Raw genomic sequence first — 15429 nt, forward strand, 5'->3', positions numbered from 1 at the left:
TTCCGTGCCCTCTCTATGAAATCTCACGCCCTTCCTTCCCCCGCCTGGGCTTCGCGCAGCGCCCACCCGATCGTTCGCCTGTTCGTGACACTGCTGATCGTCGCCGCCGCCTGCTGGGCCGGCTGGCAACTGTGGGACCACTACGAGCTGGCCCCGTGGACCCGCAACGGACGCGTGCGGGCCAATGTCGTGCAGGTAGCGCCTGACGTGTCCGGCATGGTGGCCAATGTGGCGGTGCAGGACAACCAGTCCGTCGCCGCCGGCGCGCTGCTGTTTTCAGTGGACAGGGCCCGCTTCGAATTGGCCGAGCAGCAGGCCGAGGCTGCCGTTGCCACGCAGGTCATTGCGGTCGGCAACCAGCGGGTCACGCTCGCGCAGGCACAGCGCGAAAGCACTCGCAATGCAAGCCTGGGTGACTTGATCTCGCAGGAGGCTCGCGAGCAGTCGCGCTTGCGGGCCGACCAGGCAAAGGGCGCGCTCCAGTCGGCCGAAGCGGCACTGCGGCAAGCGCAGGTCGCCCTGGACACCGCGCGGCTGAACCTGCAGCGCACGGCAGTGCGCGCCCCCACCTCCGGCCTGGTGACCAACCTCGACCTTCGACAGGGCGCCTACGCGAGCGCGGGCCATCCCGTCATGGCGCTGGTGGACGCCGGCTCGCTCTATGTCGAGGGCTACTTCGAGGAAAACAAGCTGGCTCGCATCCACCTGGGCGACCGCGTGCGCGTGACGCCCATGGACGCCGACGCGCTCGAGGGCACGGTGGAGAGCATCGCCGCCGGCATTGCAGATCGCGACCGCAGCACCGGAGCCAACCTGCTTCCCAGCGTCAATCCCACGTTCAACTGGGTGCGGCTGGCGCAGCGCGTGCCGGTGCGCGTGAAGCTGGATCCGATGCCCACGGGCACCCGCCTGGTGGCGGGCCAGACGGTCACGGTGCAGGTGCTCGGCGCTTCCGCAGCCGCCGCCACGGCACGCCTGCAGGAGCCCCGAGGATGAGCCCCCTGCATCGTCTCCTGGCCGTCGGCACGGCGGCGGGCGCACTCTTGGCCGGCTGTGCCCACTCGCCAGTCGGGCCGGACTATGTCGCCCCAGCGCCGCTCTCGGCCGCCCAGGCAACCTCTGCGGGTCCGTTCCAATCCGGCAGCGGCGCAGCGGCAGACACGGCCCTTCCGCCGAACTGGTGGCAGCTGTACCAGGACCCACGGCTGGATGCGCTCGTGGCCCAAGCGTTTGAACACAACACCGATCTGCGGCAGGCTGTCGCCAACTTCGAGCGCGACCAGGCGCTGCAGGCCGAGGTCCGCGGGTCGCAGAAGCCGACGGTGGGCCTCAGTGGCGGCCCGGGGTTTGGCCACGTCTCCGGGCTGACGCTCGTGCAAAGGGACTACGAGCCACCCAGCCGCTTCACGTACAGCGCGGCCACGACGCTGTCCTACCAATTCGATCTGTTCGGCCAACTGCACCGAGCCATCGAAGCGGCTGAGGCCGGCAGCGGCGCCGCTCAGGCGGCGGTCGACCTGGTGCGCGTCAACGTCGCCGGCAGCACGGCGCGGGCCTATGCGCAAGTCTGCGCCAGCGGCTTGCGCTTGCGCAGCACGCGTGAGTCCGTGCGACTGCAGGAAGAAGCGGTCCAGCTTGCGCAACGGCTGCAGCAAGCGGGCAAGGTCGGAGAGATCGACACCGCGCGCGCACGCGCCCAGCTGGAACTGCTGCGCGCATCGCTCCCACCCCTGCAGGCGCTGCGCCAGAACGCGTTGTACCGGCTGGCCACCCTCACCGGCGAGGCACCGCGCGACTTCCCTCCCGAAGTGGCCGCCTGCGATCAGCCGCCCCGCGTAGCCGGCCTGCTGCCGGTGGGCGACGGGGCCGCCCTGTTGCGTCGCCGGCCCGACGTGCGCCAGGCCGAGCGCAGCCTGGCCGCCGCGACCGCCCGCATCGGCGTGGCGACGGCCGAGCTTTACCCCAAGGTCGTCCTGGGCCTGTCGGCCGGCTCCGCAGGCTTCCTGAACAAGTTCGGCAACCGTGAATCCCTTAGCTACAGCCTGGGCCCGCTGATCAGCTGGACGTTGCCCAGCACCGGTGTCGCCCAGGCGCGCATCGCGCAGGCCGAGTCCGGCACGCGGATGGCTGCCGCGCACTTCGACGGCACTGTGCTGAGGGCTCTGCGGGAAGTGGAAACTGCGCTCGACGCCTACGCCCGGGAACTGGACCGCCACGCCGCGCTGGCCGCTGCACGCGACCAGAGCGCAACTGTGGCCCGGCAGGCGCGCCAGCTCTATGTCACCGGCAAGACCGCACAACTTGACGCGCTGGATGCCATGCGCACGCTGGCAGCCAGCGAAGCGGCCCTTGCGGAATCGGCCGCCCAGCTCGCCGACGATCAATGCGCCGTGTTCATGGTGCTGGGAGGCGGCTGGGAAACCGGCGCGGTCGTCGCCAAGGCTGCGCCGTAGACGATGGACGACTTGCAGCAGCTCAGAGTCTTCAGAGAGGTCATCGCCCGCAAGAGCTTCACGCAGGCGGCCATTGCGTTGCAAATCTCCAAGGCCAGCGTCACCAAGAGCGTGGCGCAATTGGAAAAAGATGTGGGGGTCCGGCTTCTGAACCGATCAACGCGTTCAGTGACACCGACCGACGCCGGGCAAACGCTGGCACAGCGGTTGACGCCCCTCTTCAGTCTTATTCAGGATGCGCGCACGGAGTTGTCGGACTTCGCAGCACACCCGCGAGGGCGACTGAAGGTGGCTGCGCCGCACGGTTTGTCGCTGAGTGTGCTTGGCTGGAACATCGAGGATTTCATCGCTCGCCATCCGGATGTTCACGTGAGCATCCATCTCAGCAATCGCGATGACGACCTGGTGAAGGGCGCCATCGATGTGGCCCTGCGTATCGGCCCCATCGAGGACAGGGACGTCATCGTTCGCAAGCTTCGACCGGTTCCGCTGGTTCTTTGTGCATCTCCGCAATATTGGGCTCGCCGGGGAATGCCGTCGAAGCCGGAAGATCTGGCGAAACACGACGTCCTGACGTACTCCCTTTGGGATGCGTCACCCCGGCTGCCCTTTGTCGTCGATGGAAAAACACACTACGTATCCGTGCGCAGTCGCCTGGATGCGGACGATGCCGCTCCTTTGATTGCGTTGGCGGTCAAGGGGCTGGGCGTCACATGCGTTCCCGAAGTACTGGCCAAGGCGCATCTGGGTTCCGGTGCGCTGGTGCCGGTTTTGAAAGACGCAATGCCGCAGACGATCTGGTTGTATGCGACGTATCCGCATCGCAGTCACAAGAGCGCTGCGCTGCGGGCGTTTCTCGAATTTTTGACGTCGCCCGCAGGCTGTTGAATTTCACTCCCTGAGTAAACGGAGCATGCGAAGGCGTCGTCGTAGATACCGTGTTGAATTCCGCCGATCTCTGACCCAATCAACACTTTAATAAGCGTCAGGCCGTAGCCCCGGGGCTGGTGCTGATACACAGCCGTGCTTGTACAAAGCGGGCCAAAACAGTCCAACTGAGTGCAACAAAGAAAGGGGGGTAAAAGACCGTACTGCCCGCAAACCCGCATGGATACTGGGTTGGCGGCGGAGAGTGTGAGATTCGAACTCACGGACGATTTCTCGTCGGCAGTTTTCAAGACTGCTGGTTTAAACCACTCACCCAACTCTCCGGAGCCGACGATTCTAAGCCGCCGGCAAGACCTCAATCTTCATCGGGCAAGAACAGCGTCTGCAGGTCGCTCAGAAAATCCAGCCCGCGCTCGGTGGGCCATACGCGAAACAGGTCGCGCGCCAGCAGGCCTTTGCGTTCCGCCTCTTCCATTCCGCGCTGGATAGACGTCATCGCGAGCCCCGTGCGCTCGCTGAACTGCGGCAGCGTGAAGCCCGCCTTCAGTCTCAGTGCATTGAGCATGAACTCGAACGGCAGGTCGGCCAGCGCCACTTCATCGCTTTGCGACACAGCCGCGCCGGCACGCGCGTTCTCCATGTACAGGCGCGGCTCGCGATAGCGCACCTGCCGCACGATGCGGTGCGCAAAACTCAGCTTGCTGTGCGCGCCTGCGCCAATGCCCAGGTAGTCGCCGAACTGCCAGTAGTTGAGGTTGTGCGCACAGCTGTGGCCGTCGCGCGCATAGGCCGACACCTCGTAGCGCGACATGCCGTTGGCACCGGTCCGCTCGGTGATACGGTCGAGCATGGCGTAGGCGATGTCGTCCTCGGGCAGCGTCGGCGGAAACTTCGCGAACCAGGTGTTGGGCTCGATGGTGAGGTGGTAGACCGAAATGTGCGGCGGCGCCAGCGCCAGCGCTTGCGAGAGGTCGGCGTCGAGGTCTTCGAGCGTCTGGCCCGGCAGCGCGTACATCAGGTCCAGGTTGAAGGTGTCGAAAGCGCTGGCTGCCTCTTCCAGGGCAGCGATGGCCTGGGCACGGTCGTGCACCCGGCCCAGGGCCTTCAGGTGGTCGTCGTTGAAGCTCTGCACGCCCACCGACAGGCGCGTGACGCCTGCCGCGCGGTAGGCGCGAAAGCGGTTGCGCTCGAAGGTGCCGGGATTGGCCTCGAGCGTGATCTCGCAGTCGGGCGCGAGCTTCAGGCGCGCGCGCACGTCGCCCAGCAGGCGGTCGATGGCTTGCGGCGAGAACAGGCTCGGCGTGCCGCCGCCGATGAAGATGGTGTGGACGGCGCGGCCCCAAATGAGCGGCAGCGCAGCATCGAGATCGGCCACGAGCGCATCGATATAGGCGGCCTCGGGAATGCCTTCCGCATCAGCCGCGCTGGTCGCGCGCCATTCGTGGGAGTTGAAGTCGCAGTACGGGCACTTGCGCAAACACCACGGCAGGTGGATGTACAGCGACAGGGGCGGCAGCGCGGCCAGTTGCAACGGACCGGGCCGCATCCAGTGCAGCACGTCATTGGCCTGTGGCGCACCTGTGGACTGCGCCGGCTGGATCGGGAAGATGGTGGCCATTACAGCCAGCGCTCGCGCATCAACGCCAGCATCGCCTGCGCGGCGCGGCCGCGGTGGCTGTTGGCGTTCTTGACCTCGGACGACAGTTGGGCGAAGGTCTTGCTAAAGGTCGGCAGGTACATCACGGGGTCGAAGCCGAAGCCGTTGTCGCCCACGGGTGCCAGCGCGATTTCACCGACCACGCGGCCGACGGCGATGAGCGGCTCAGGGTCGTCGTGGCTGCGCAGCGCAACCAGCGTGCTGACCAGCGCGGCGCGGCGGTTGACCACGCCGTCGAGCTGCTCGAGCAGCGCCTTCACATTGTTGGCGTCGCCCTTGGCGTAGCCGAACTGCGTGGCGTAGAACGCGGTGTCGACGCCCGGCAGGCCGCCGAAGGCATCGACGCACAGGCCGGCGTCGTCGGCAATGGCCGGCAGGCCGGTGGCCGCGCTGGCATGACGCGCCTTGGTCAGCGCGTTCTCTACAAAGGTACGGAAAGGTTCTTCAGCCTCGCCCACGCCCAGCGCCGATTGCGGCACCAGCGTGACGGCCAGCTCGGCAAACAGCTGCTGGAGTTCGGCGAGCTTGCCCGCATTGTTGGAAGCCAGAACCAGTTTCATAAGTCAAAGTGGCTGTGACGCACGTGCGACGTGCGTCAGTAGCTATTAATTCGATAGCAACGCCTGCTGCTGCAGGATCACGAGGTCGCCGATGCCCTTTTCGGCCAAGCCGAGCAGAAGGTTCATTTCGTCGCGGGTGAAGGCCACGCCTTCGGCTGTGCCCTGCACTTCGACGAAGTGGCCGGCGCCGGTCATGACAACGTTCATGTCGGTGTCGCAGGTCGAGTCTTCGGTGTATTCAAGGTCGAGCAGCGGCGTGCCGTCGACGATGCCCACCGAGATGGCGGCCACGTGGCCCTTGATGGGCGAGGCCTTGAGGGTGCCAGCGGCAATCAGCTTGTTGACCGCGTCCTGCGCGGCGACGAAGGCGCCGGTGATGGCGGCCGTGCGGGTGCCACCGTCGGCCTGCAGCACATCGCAGTCGAGGTGGATGGTGCGTTCGCCGAGCGCGGCGAGGTCGAACACGGCGCGCATCGAACGGCCGATGAGGCGCTGGATTTCCTGCGTGCGGCCGGTCTGCTTGCCCTTGGCCGCCTCACGGCTGCTGCGGGTGTGGGTGGCGCGCGGCAGCATGCCGTATTCGGCCGTCACCCAGCCTTCGCCGCTGCCCTTCTTGTGCGGCGGCACCTTCTCTTCGACCGAGGCGGTGCACAGCACGCGCGTCTGGCCGAACTCGATGAGCACCGAGCCTTCGGCGTGGATGGTGAAACCGCGGGTGATGCGCACGGGGCGCAACTGGTCGGCGGCACGGCCGCCGCTTCGTGTGAAAGCAGTCATTTTTTGAAACTGGAAAGAAAAGAAAGAAAGGCGCGCTCAGGTCTTGCGCGCGGCTGAACGGCGGATGGCCTCGTTGATCTCGGCGATGGAACGCTCGATGGCGTCTTCATCGAGGTCGTCGATCTCGCTGTCCGAGGGCATGCCGGCCTGGATGGTCGAGGCAAATACGCCGTCGGTGATGGTCTCGGTGGAAATGCCGTGGTCTTCGCCGGCGCTGTCCGGCATTTCCCATTCGAGCGCGATGAGGGTCACGTTGTCGCTGTGGGCGCCCCCCTTGCGCAGCGCCATCTCGGCGAGGTCGGGCGCGGCGTCCGACACCGGCTTGCCAGAGGAGAGCGTGTGCACGATCAGTGCATCGTCGAGCACGCCCCAGACGCCGTCGGAGCACAGCATGAGGCGGTCGCCGCGCTGCAGTTGCAGCGGCGCCGAAATGTCGAACAGCGGCGTGGTCGGCGAGCCCAAGCAGGTCAGCAGCAGGTTGCGATTGACCGGCGCGTCCGAGCCATGCGGCTTGGGACGTTCCGCATGCGAATGGTCGCGCGTGCGGGTCAGCAGGCGGCCATCGCGCACGACATAAAGGCGCGAGTCGCCGCAATGCATCCACGTGGCGGTGGTGCCCTGGAGCACGGCCGCGACGACGGTGGTGCGCGGGGTGTCGAGCATGGCCTTGTGGCTGGCGTACCGCATGATCTGCTGGTGCGCGGCCATGGCCGATTCGGCCAGGAAGGCTTTCACGTCCTTCACGGTCGGGCGGGCTTCGCGCTGGTAGAGCGCGGCGATGGTCTGCAGCGCCAGTTGGGCCGCGACTTCGCCTTCGGGGTGGCCGCCCATGCCGTCGGCCAGCACGAACAGGCCCGATTCCCGCGTGTAGCAATAGCCCATGCGGTCCTCGTTCTTGACACGGCCGCCCTTGCGGCTGACCTGGAAGACGGAAAATTTCATGTCGTCGTCATGCGGGGCGGGTTGTGGGTGCGACGGCCTTGGGCAGGCTCTTCTTGTCGAAGGAACGGATGTTGTCGATCGACAGGCGCACTTTCTCGCCGACCGTGAGCTTGGTGTAGCGGCGCTCGCCCTCGCGGCTCAGTTCCTTTTGCAGCGCAAAAACCGATTGCGGGCGCGACAGCGGGTCGAGCGACATGCACCACTCGACCACTTCGATCAGGTTGTCGGAGTACACGCCGCGCAGGCGCGACAGCGAGAGGCTGAGCCGGTCTTTCTCGATGCGCCTCGGGGCGTCGTTGGGCGGGTAGCCCTGCATGCAGGCGTAGATGCAGGCACCGATGGCGTAGATGTCGGTCCAGGGGCCCATCGACGAATCGCGCCGGTACATCTCGGGGGCGGCAAAGCCGGGGGTGTACATCGGGCGGATGAAGATGCCCTCTTTGCTGAGCACTTCGCGCGCGGCGCCGAAATCGATCAGCACGGCGCGGTCGTCGTCGGTGACGAAGATATTGGCCGGCTTGATGTCCAGATGCAGCATCTTGTACTGGTGGACGATGCGCAGGCCGCGCAGGATTTCGTCGAAGAGCGAGCGGATGGTCGATTCGCGAAACACCTTCTGGCGCTTCAGATCGCGCGCCGTGACCACGAAGTCCTGCAGGGTCGCGCCCTCCAGGTAGTTCATGACCATGTAGACGGTTTCGTTCTCGCGAAAGAAATTGAGCACGCTGACCACCGAGGCATGCGAGATCTGCGCGAGCGAGCGGCCTTCCTCGAAGAAACTCTTGAGTCCCAGCCGGTAGAGGGAGAGTTTTTCGGGCGGAACCTGCGGATTCAGCTCGCCGGGCCCGCGGGTGGCCAGCGAAGAAGGCAGGTATTCCTTGATGGCAACCTGCTGTCCGCTGGGGTCGATGGCGAGGTAAACAACACCAAAACCGCCCGCAGAAAGCCGGCGAACAACGCGGTAACCGCCAATGACCGTATCGGGCAACAGGGGCGAAGGCTTGACCTTTGACATAATCCGGGAGTTTCGCCCGAAGGCGATGGTGCGGCAAGCGAACGCCGTGCCGACGCCTCGGTGCATGCAAGCAAAACCACAGTGAGGCGCAATGCCAGTTTACAGCATGACCGGCTACGCCAGCGGCCAAAACGGGTCCGCAGGCAGCCACTCCGAAGCCGAAGCACGGCCCTCCTCCGCGGGCCGACTCGGGGTCGAAATCCGCTCGGTCAACAGCCGCTTCCTCGACCTGACTTTCAAGTTGCCGGAGGAACTGCGCCAGCATGAAACTGCGCTGCGCGAGTTGCTCACGGGCAAGCTCAAGCGCGGCAAGGTCGAAGTGCGAGCAGCCATCGAGAACACCGCCCAGGCGGGTGTCGTCGAGCCGTCCGTCAAGCTGCTCCAGCGGCTCAACGGCGTGCAGGACAGCATCAAGGCCTGGTTGCCCAGCGCCCGCGACCTCAGCGTGGCCGACGTGCTGCGCCTGGCCGGTGGCGACAGTGCCGCCCGCGGCGACTGGGGCGCCGACCTGATCGACGTCGCCGGCAAGGCACTCGAAGGCCTGATGTCCGCCCGCCAGCGCGAAGGCGCCCGGCTGGCCAAGATGCTCGACGCCCATCTGGGCCAGTTGCGCACCCTGGTGCAGCAGGCCGGGCCGCTCATACCGCAACTGGTCGAACAACAGCGAACGCGTTTCCTGGAACGCTGGCAGGAGGCCATGGGCCTGACCGCCGGCACGGGCGGCACGCTGCCCGAGGCGGCACAAGACCGCGCGCTGACCGAGGCCACGGCCTTCGCCATCCGCATCGACGTGGCCGAGGAGCTCACCCGCCTGAATTCGCACCTCGACGAGATCGAGCGGCTGCTCAAGAAGGGCGGCGAAATCGGCAAGCGCCTGGACTTCCTGATCCAGGAACTGCATCGCGAGGCCAACACCCTGGGCTCCAAGTCGGCAGCCCTGGAGCTCACGCGGATCGGCGTGGACATGAAGGTCCTGATCGAGCAGATGCGCGAGCAGGTCCAGAACATCGAATGACGAGCGAAAGAATGGATTACCCCGGCAACATCTTCGTGGTCGCGGCGCCCAGCGGCGCTGGCAAATCGAGCCTGGTCAAGGCGCTCATGGAGCTCGACTCGGCCGTCCAGCCCTCTGTGTCGCACACCACGCGGCCGCCCCGCGGGCAGGAAAAGCACGGGCGCGAGTACTTTTTTGCCTCGCCTCCCGAGTTCGACGCCCTGATCGCGGCGGATGGCTTCGTGGAATGGGCGCATGTGCACGGCCACCGGTACGGCACCTCCAAGCGGGCCATCGAGGAGCGGATCGCCCAGGGGGCCGACGTGATCCTCGAAATCGACTTCCAGGGTGCGCTGCAGATCCGCAAGACCTTTGCCAACGCGGTCATGATCTTCATCCTGCCGCCCAGCTGGGAAGAACTGCGCTCCCGGCTCGAACGGCGCGGCGAAGACAGCGCCTCGGTCATCGAACTGCGCCTGAAAAACGCCGCAGAAGAGATGGCCAGGGCGGGGGAATTCGACTTCGTTATAATCAACGAGTTATTTGAGCGCGCGCTTTTCGATCTCAAGGCGATCGTCCACGCTCAGCGGCTTCGGTACTCTGCACAGCGCCGTGCACGTGCCGACACTTTCGCCGCACTGAACATCCCCTGATTTCCCGCTCACCGACCGAAAGATACTCATCATGGCCCGCATCACCGTCGAAGATTGTCTGCTGCAGATCCCGAACCGCTTCCAGCTCGTTCTGGCCGCCACCTACCGTGCGCGCATGCTGAGCCAAGGCCACGCGCCCAAGATCGAGAGCAAGAACAAGCCCGCCGTGACCGCCCTGCGCGAAATCGCAGAAGGCAAGATCGGCATCGAAATGCTCAAGAAGGTGCCGGGCTGATCTGACGCAGCCCTGCAACGAAAAGGCACCGCAAAGCGGTGCTTTTTTTATGTCTGGACGCGTCTATAGAGCGGTCACGCTAAAGTGGTAGCCATGAGCGCGGTCGCCAAACATCAGTCCCATGCCCCCACGGGCACGCCGAAGCCGAGTCCGGCGGCGCTGAACGCGGCCGCCGCAAGCTTTGCGGCATTGACGGCACGCCTCGACTACCTGAGTCCCGAAGATACCGAGCTGGTCCGCCGCGCCTACCGCTTCGCCGACGAAGCCCATCTGGGCCAATTGCGCAACAGCGGTGAGCCGTACATCACGCACCCCATCGCCGTGGCGGCGCAATGCGCCGAATGGAAGCTCGATGCGCAGGCGCTGATGGCCGCCCTGCTCCACGACGCGATCGAAGACTGCGGCGTCACCAAACCCGAACTGATCGAGCGCTTCGGCGCCCCGGTCGCCGAACTGGTCGACGGGCTCACCAAGCTCGACAAGCTGCAGTTCAACACCCGCGAAGAAAACCAGGCCGAGTCGTTCCGCAAGATGCTGCTGGCCATGGCGCGCGACGTGCGCGTCATCCTGGTCAAGCTGGCCGACCGCACGCACAACATGCGCACGCTGGCCGATGCGCCGCGTGAAAAGTGGGCTCGCATTTCGCGCGAAACGCTCGAAATCTACGCCCCCATCGCGCACCGGCTCGGGCTGAACCAGACGTACCGCGAACTGCAGGAACTGTCGTTCCGGCACCTCAAGCCCTGGCGCTACGCCACGCTGTCCAAGGCCGTGGCCAAGGCGCGCGGGCGACGTCGCGACCTGATCCAGAAAGTACAGAAAGAGGTCGAGACAGCCTTCTCGGCCGCCAGCATGACGCTGCGGATCGCAGGACGCGAGAAAACGCTCTATTCCATCTACCGAAAGATGGAAGAAAAACACCTGAGCTTTGCCCAGGTGACCGACATCTATGGCTTCCGCCTGATCGTGCCGAACGTGATCGCCTGCTACACCGGCCTCGGCATCCTTCACCAGATGTACAAGCCGCTGCCGGGCAAGTTCAAGGATCACATCGCCATCTCCAAGCTCAACGGCTACCAGTCGCTGCACACCACGCTGGTAGGCCCGGCCGGCGTGAGCGTCGAGTTCCAGTTGCGGACCGAGGCGATGCACGTGGTGGCCGAATCCGGCGTGGCAGCGCACTGGCTCTACAAGGCGGCCGAACCGAATGCGGCGAGCAACGACAGGCTGGGCACCAAGTGGCTGCAGTCGCTGCTCGACATCCAGGACGAAACGCGCGACGCCGCCGAGTTCTGGGACCACGTCAAGGTCGACCTGTTTCCCGATGCGGTGTATGTCTTCACGCCCAAGAGCCAGATCATGGCGCTGCCGCGCGGTGCCACGGTGGTCGACTTCGCCTACGCCATCCACAGCAACATCGGCGATCACACCTCGGCCGCGCGCATCAACGGCGACCAGGTGCCGCTGCGCACCGAGCTCAAGAACGGCGACGTGGTCGAAGTGATCACCGCGCCGGTATCAACGCCCAATCCGGCTTGGCTCGGGTTCGTGCGAACCGGCCGGGCGCGCTCCAAGATCCGTCACTACCTGAAGACCCTGGCGCATGCCGAATCCGAAGGTCTCGGTGAAAAGCTGCTTGCGCAGGCGCTGCGCGCCGAAGGTCTCAGCAAGTTGCCGGAGGAAGACGAAGAGCATCAGTCGCTGTGGGAAAAGCTGCTGCGCTTCACCGGCAACCGCACCCGTTCCGAGCTGCTGACCGACATCGGCCTGGGCAAGCGCATCGCGAGCATCGTCGCCAAACGGCTGATGGCGCTGCTTTCCGAGCTGGGCGAACGGCCCGATGCGCTGCTGCTGAGCCGCGAGCGCTTCATCTCGCACGAAACCGTGTCGCAGGGCGCGGTCACGCTCGATGGCAGCGAAAACTCATCGGTTCGTTTTGCGCTGTGCTGCCGTCCTATTCCCGGCGACCAGATCGTCGGCTACCTCGGGCACGGCGAAGGCCTCGTGGTTCACACCGAAGATTGCGGCGTGGGCCAGCGCCTGCGCAACAAGGACAGCGAGCGCTTCTTCGCCGTCGAGTGGGCGGACGAACCCACGCGCGCCTTCGAGACCGGCGTGGTGATCACCGTGCGCAACGACAAGGGCGTGCTGGCGCGGGTCGCAGCCACGCTGGCTGATGCAGAAGCCGACATCACGCACGTGGAAATGGCGGATGAAACGCCGCAGGATTCGACCGACCTGCGGTTCGTGATCGCCGTGCGAGACCGTACGCATCTGGATGCCGTGTTGCGCGCCGCGCGGCGAACCGCATCGGTGCTGACCGCGGCAAGGACGATTCCCGCTTCCTGAGGAAGCCCCAGTGCGCTACGCCTCGGCCGGACGTGGCGCCGGATAGCTCACCGAAAGAATCTCCACTTCGTGCGTCCCACCGGGCGTCACCAGCTTCACCACATCGCCTTCGCGCGATTTGAGCAGCGCCCGCGCAATCGGCGAGATCCAGCTGACTTGCGCCTTGGCGCTTTCGGCTTCGTCGACGCCGAGGATCGTGATGCTTCGCTCGTCGCCGGTCTCGTCCACATAGCGAACCGTGGCGCCGAAGAAGACCTGATCGCGACCGTGATGCACCGACGGGTCGGTGATTTCCGCAATTTCAAGCCGCTTGGTGAGAAAGCGGATGCGCCGGTCGATCTCCCGCAGGCGCTTCTTGCCGTAAAGGTAGTCGCCGTTCTCGGAGCGGTCGCCGTTCTTGGCGGCCCAATGCACCGCCTCGACGACCTTGGGGCGCTCCTCGTCCATCAACTGCAGCAATTCGTCGCGCAGCCGGACATAGCCTTCCGGGGTGATGTAGTTCTTGCTGCCTGCGGGCAATGCAGGCAAGGCGCCGCCATCTGCGCCATCGTCATCCCCGTCGGTGTCGGTTTCCTTGGTGAATGCCTTGCTCAACGCAGAACCCTCCAAATGAAAAAAGCCCGCAACTTTCGTTGCGGGCTTTCCTTGTAGTGGTGCGGCTGGCAGGAATTGAACCCACGACCCCTTGGTTCGTAGCCAAGTACTCTATCCAACTGAGCTACAGCCGCACAGCTTGCAATTATAGCCCGCTTTTTTCGACCTTCTTCAACTTGGCGGGTCGAATAGACAGGGAGGCGAAAAAGAAAAATGCCCGAAGGACAAATCCTTCGGGCATTTTCGAGAGGTGGTGCGGCTGGCAGGAATTGAACCCACGACCCCTTGGTTCGTAGCCAAGTACTCTATCCAACTGAGCTACAGCCGCTAAGCCCACGATTATAGCATCGTGCGCGCGACGGGCCGAAACCGTCACCGGCCGGTGAAGGCAGCCACCCCGTCGCGAAACGCCTGGCTGCCATACACCTCCTCGATCAGGTCGTCGTCGTCCAAGCGCTGCTCGACGACGATGCGGCGGATGCTCTCCTTGGCGGCCTTGTGCGTGACCGGCGACAGCGCCATGAGCCGCTGCGCCAGCGCATGGGCGGCGGCATCCAGCTCGCCCGGGGCGCAAACGGCATGCGCATAGCCGCAGGCCAGCGCTTCCTGTGCCGTCATGTAGTCGGCGAGCAGCAGCATCCTCTTGACGCGCGGCGTGCCCAGCGCAGCCAGCAGCCGCGCGATGTTGCGCGACGACAAGGTGTTGGACAGCGTCTTGGCAATGGGCGCGCCGAAACGCGATGCCTCGCTGCAGACCCGGAAATCACAGGCTGTTGCCAGAGCAAGCCCCCCACCCACCGCCCAGCCGTCAACCACCGCGACAGTGGGCACGGCGATGCGCTCGACCGCATCGATGACGCGCTCCACGAAGGCCTCGTAGGCGATGCCGTCGCGGCCCTCGCGGAAATCCTTGAAGTGGCTGATGTCCGTGCCCGAGACGAACGACTTGCCCCCCGCCCCCTTGAACAGCACGCTGCGCACCGCGGAGCGGCCCGCACACGCGCCGATGTGCTCCAGCAGCCTCTCGTACATCTCCCGCGTCATCGCGTTGTGGCGTTCGGGCCGATGAATCACGATCTCGGCCACGCCCGACGCATGAACGCCAAGCTGCACGCATTCAGCAGAGCTCATGCGGCCATCGTCGTGTCGGCCGACGCGTTGATCTCCGCCATGATTTCATCGTTGTGCTCGCCCAGCAGCGGCGGATGCCTGCGCACCTGCTGGGGCGTACCCAGCAGCTTGACGGGAAAGCCGATGTTCTTGACCTTGCCCTCGATCGGATGGTCGATCTCCATGCACATGCGGCGGTGCGTGCCGTGCTCGCCTTCGAAGGCTTCCGGATACGACAGGATGGGCCCGGCGGGGATGCCGGCAGCGAGCATGGCGTCGATCCAGTCGCCGCTTTTCCGCTTGCCGAACTCCCCTTCCAGCACCTCGATGAGTGCCTCGCGGTTCTTCAATCGCAGCGAGACGCTGGCGTAGTCCGGATGCTGGACGAGGTCCGGCCGCTGCAGCAGTTCGCACAGCCGCGTCCAGAGCTTCTGGTTGGTCGCGCCCATCACGAAGTACCCGTCACGCGCCTTGACGGCCTGGTAGGGCGCGCTCATCTTGTTGCTGGTGCCCAGCGGTGCCGGCGGCACGCCCGTGCCCCAGTACTCGGACATGTCCCAGATCGAGAAGGCCATCGCCGCGTCGAACAGCGAGGCGTCGATGTGCTGGCCCACGCCCGACTTCTGCGCGCCGATGTAGGCGGCCAACAGCGCGTAGGTGGCAAACAGCGCGCAGCCGATGTCGGCCACGGGCACGCCGGCCTTGACCGGCTTCTCGCCGGCATAGCCGGTCACGCTCATCACGCCGGACATGGCCTGCGCCATCAGGTCGAAGCCCGGCCGGTCAGCCCAGGGGCCGCTCTGGCCGAAGCCGGAGATGCTGACGTACACGATCCTGGGATGGATCTTCTTGATCGACTCGTAGTCGATGCCCAATCGCTGCACCGCGCCGGGGCGGTAGTTCTCGACGATCACGTCGGCGGTCTGGGCCAGCTTGTAGAAGGACGCGCGGTCCTCCTCGTCCTTGAGGTCCAGCGTCAGCGAGCGCTTGTTGCGATTCATGTTCAGGAAGCCCATGCTGTCCGGCCCCTTCATCTTGAAGCCCATGGCGCCGCGCGTCTGATCCCCGCTCGGCGGCTCGACCTTGATCACATCGGCCCCCAGGTCGGCCAGCAGCATGCAGGCGAATGGCCCCGCCATGACCTGGCTCACGTCCAGCACCCGGATGCCCTTCAACGGCAGTTGTCGTGCGTCGTTCATTTC

General features: G+C 65.4%; 15 protein-coding genes and 3 tRNA genes. 7 read left to right on the top strand and 11 right to left on the bottom strand.

The features are described 5' to 3' along the window. Positions 1–15 precede the first annotated feature (15 nt). The 3 genes from H7F35_RS06055 to H7F35_RS06065 are packed head-to-tail and all read left to right on the top strand — an operon-like array spanning position 16 to position 3341. Positions 16–996, top strand: coding sequence for an HlyD family secretion protein (locus tag H7F35_RS06055; RefSeq protein ID WP_187112038.1), 981 nt, complete (start codon positions 16–18; stop codon positions 994–996). After that, a complete protein-coding gene (locus H7F35_RS06060) occupies positions 993–2453 on the top strand; it encodes an efflux transporter outer membrane subunit (RefSeq protein ID WP_187112039.1) in 1461 nt (486 codons plus the stop codon). The genes H7F35_RS06055 and H7F35_RS06060 overlap by 4 nt, the downstream gene beginning before the upstream one ends. Positions 2454–2456: 3 nt before the next feature. Next, positions 2457–3341 (top strand): LysR family transcriptional regulator, encoded by an 885-nt coding sequence (locus H7F35_RS06065; RefSeq protein ID WP_187112040.1) that lies wholly within the window; start codon positions 2457–2459, stop codon positions 3339–3341. 238 nt (positions 3342–3579) lie between these two features. On the opposite strand, the gene H7F35_RS06070 is transcribed toward H7F35_RS06065, so the two are convergent. The 6 genes from H7F35_RS06070 to H7F35_RS06095 form a co-directional block, all read right to left on the bottom strand. Next, positions 3580–3664 (bottom strand) — tRNA-Ser (locus tag H7F35_RS06070). A 32-nt stretch (positions 3665–3696) separates the two neighbouring features. Next, positions 3697–4959: a radical SAM family heme chaperone HemW gene (gene hemW, locus H7F35_RS06075; protein WP_187112041.1), complete on the bottom strand. Its 1263-nt coding sequence runs from the start codon at positions 4957–4959 to the stop codon at positions 3697–3699. Further along, a complete protein-coding gene (rdgB, locus tag H7F35_RS06080; protein ID WP_187112042.1) occupies positions 4959–5558 on the bottom strand; it encodes an RdgB/HAM1 family non-canonical purine NTP pyrophosphatase in 600 nt (199 codons plus the stop codon). Before rdgB ends, hemW begins: the two co-directional genes overlap by 1 nt. 45 nt (positions 5559–5603) lie before the next feature. Then, positions 5604–6335: a ribonuclease PH gene (gene rph / locus H7F35_RS06085; protein WP_187112043.1), complete on the bottom strand. Its 732-nt coding sequence runs from the start codon at positions 6333–6335 to the stop codon at positions 5604–5606. Positions 6336–6371: 36 nt separating this feature from the next. Next, on the bottom strand, positions 6372–7277 hold the full coding sequence (locus tag H7F35_RS06090; RefSeq protein WP_187112044.1) for a PP2C family protein-serine/threonine phosphatase: 906 nt from the start codon (positions 7275–7277) through the stop codon (positions 6372–6374). 7 nt (positions 7278–7284) lie between these two features. Then, the gene (locus tag H7F35_RS06095) at positions 7285–8292 is read right to left on the bottom strand and encodes a serine/threonine protein kinase (protein ID WP_187112045.1); all 1008 of its coding nucleotides are present in this window, start codon (positions 8290–8292) and stop codon (positions 7285–7287) included. A 91-nt stretch (positions 8293–8383) separates the two neighbouring features. On the opposite strand from H7F35_RS06095, the gene H7F35_RS06100 reads away from it, so the two are divergent. The 4 genes from H7F35_RS06100 to H7F35_RS06115 all read left to right on the top strand — a co-directional run bounded on the left by H7F35_RS06100 (position 8384) and on the right by H7F35_RS06115 (position 12523). Further along, positions 8384–9307 carry a YicC/YloC family endoribonuclease gene (locus tag H7F35_RS06100; RefSeq protein WP_187112046.1) on the top strand — a complete coding sequence of 308 codons (924 nt, stop codon included), beginning with the start codon at positions 8384–8386 and terminating at the stop codon, positions 9305–9307. Positions 9308–9318: 11 nt separating this feature from the next. Then, complete coding sequence (gene gmk / locus H7F35_RS06105) at positions 9319–9939, top strand: guanylate kinase (protein WP_093438679.1); 621 nt, start codon at positions 9319–9321, stop codon at positions 9937–9939. 31 nt (positions 9940–9970) lie between these two features. After that, positions 9971–10174, top strand: coding sequence for a DNA-directed RNA polymerase subunit omega (gene rpoZ / locus H7F35_RS06110; RefSeq protein WP_021009011.1), 204 nt, complete (start codon positions 9971–9973; stop codon positions 10172–10174). A gap of 93 nt (positions 10175–10267) precedes the next feature. Then, positions 10268–12523, top strand: coding sequence for a RelA/SpoT family protein (locus tag H7F35_RS06115; protein WP_187112047.1), 2256 nt, complete (start codon positions 10268–10270; stop codon positions 12521–12523). Positions 12524–12538: 15 nt separating this feature from the next. Here H7F35_RS06115 and greB read toward each other — a convergent pair whose 3' ends face one another. The 5 genes from greB to H7F35_RS06140 all read right to left on the bottom strand — a co-directional run bounded on the left by greB (position 12539) and on the right by H7F35_RS06140 (position 15426). Further along, on the bottom strand, positions 12539–13117 hold the full coding sequence (gene greB, locus H7F35_RS06120; RefSeq protein WP_187112048.1) for a transcription elongation factor GreB: 579 nt from the start codon (positions 13115–13117) through the stop codon (positions 12539–12541). A gap of 57 nt (positions 13118–13174) precedes the next feature. After that, positions 13175–13251, bottom strand: a tRNA-Arg gene (locus H7F35_RS06125). Between the two features lie 117 nt (positions 13252–13368). Continuing rightward, positions 13369–13445: transfer RNA gene (locus H7F35_RS06130), tRNA-Arg, on the bottom strand. Positions 13446–13489: 44 nt separating this feature from the next. Beyond that, positions 13490–14248, bottom strand: a complete 759-nt coding sequence (locus H7F35_RS06135; protein WP_187112049.1) for an enoyl-CoA hydratase — start codon at positions 14246–14248, stop codon at positions 13490–13492. Then, positions 14245–15426: a CaiB/BaiF CoA transferase family protein gene (locus H7F35_RS06140; protein WP_187112050.1), complete on the bottom strand. Its 1182-nt coding sequence runs from the start codon at positions 15424–15426 to the stop codon at positions 14245–14247. Before H7F35_RS06140 ends, H7F35_RS06135 begins: the two co-directional genes overlap by 4 nt. Positions 15427–15429 lie beyond the last annotated feature (3 nt).

Source organism: Variovorax sp. PAMC26660 (assembly GCF_014302995.1).
Lineage (GTDB): Bacteria > Pseudomonadota > Gammaproteobacteria > Burkholderiales > Burkholderiaceae_C > Variovorax.

Excerpts from the sequence above, each read along its gene's own strand:
- H7F35_RS06055 (WP_187112038.1), top strand. The coding sequence starts at position 16 with ATGAAATCTCACGCCCTTCCTTCCCCCGCCTGGGCTTCGCGCAGCGCC.
- H7F35_RS06060 (WP_187112039.1), top strand. The coding sequence starts at position 993 with ATGAGCCCCCTGCATCGTCTCCTGGCCGTCGGCACGGCGGCGGGCGCA.
- H7F35_RS06065 (WP_187112040.1), top strand. The coding sequence starts at position 2,457 with ATGGACGACTTGCAGCAGCTCAGAGTCTTCAGAGAGGTCATCGCCCGC.
- hemW (WP_187112041.1), bottom strand. The coding sequence starts at position 4,959 with ATGGCCACCATCTTCCCGATCCAGCCGGCGCAGTCCACAGGTGCGCCA.
- rdgB (WP_187112042.1), bottom strand. The coding sequence starts at position 5,558 with ATGAAACTGGTTCTGGCTTCCAACAATGCGGGCAAGCTCGCCGAACTC.
- rph (WP_187112043.1), bottom strand. The coding sequence starts at position 6,335 with ATGACTGCTTTCACACGAAGCGGCGGCCGTGCCGCCGACCAGTTGCGC.
- H7F35_RS06090 (WP_187112044.1), bottom strand. The coding sequence starts at position 7,277 with ATGAAATTTTCCGTCTTCCAGGTCAGCCGCAAGGGCGGCCGTGTCAAG.
- H7F35_RS06095 (WP_187112045.1), bottom strand. The coding sequence starts at position 8,292 with ATGTCAAAGGTCAAGCCTTCGCCCCTGTTGCCCGATACGGTCATTGGC.
- H7F35_RS06100 (WP_187112046.1), top strand. The coding sequence starts at position 8,384 with ATGCCAGTTTACAGCATGACCGGCTACGCCAGCGGCCAAAACGGGTCC.
- gmk (WP_093438679.1), top strand. The coding sequence starts at position 9,319 with ATGGATTACCCCGGCAACATCTTCGTGGTCGCGGCGCCCAGCGGCGCT.
- rpoZ (WP_021009011.1), top strand. The coding sequence starts at position 9,971 with ATGGCCCGCATCACCGTCGAAGATTGTCTGCTGCAGATCCCGAACCGC.
- H7F35_RS06115 (WP_187112047.1), top strand. The coding sequence starts at position 10,268 with ATGAGCGCGGTCGCCAAACATCAGTCCCATGCCCCCACGGGCACGCCG.
- H7F35_RS06135 (WP_187112049.1), bottom strand. The coding sequence starts at position 14,248 with ATGAGCTCTGCTGAATGCGTGCAGCTTGGCGTTCATGCGTCGGGCGTG.
- H7F35_RS06140 (WP_187112050.1), bottom strand. The coding sequence starts at position 15,426 with ATGAACGACGCACGACAACTGCCGTTGAAGGGCATCCGGGTGCTGGAC.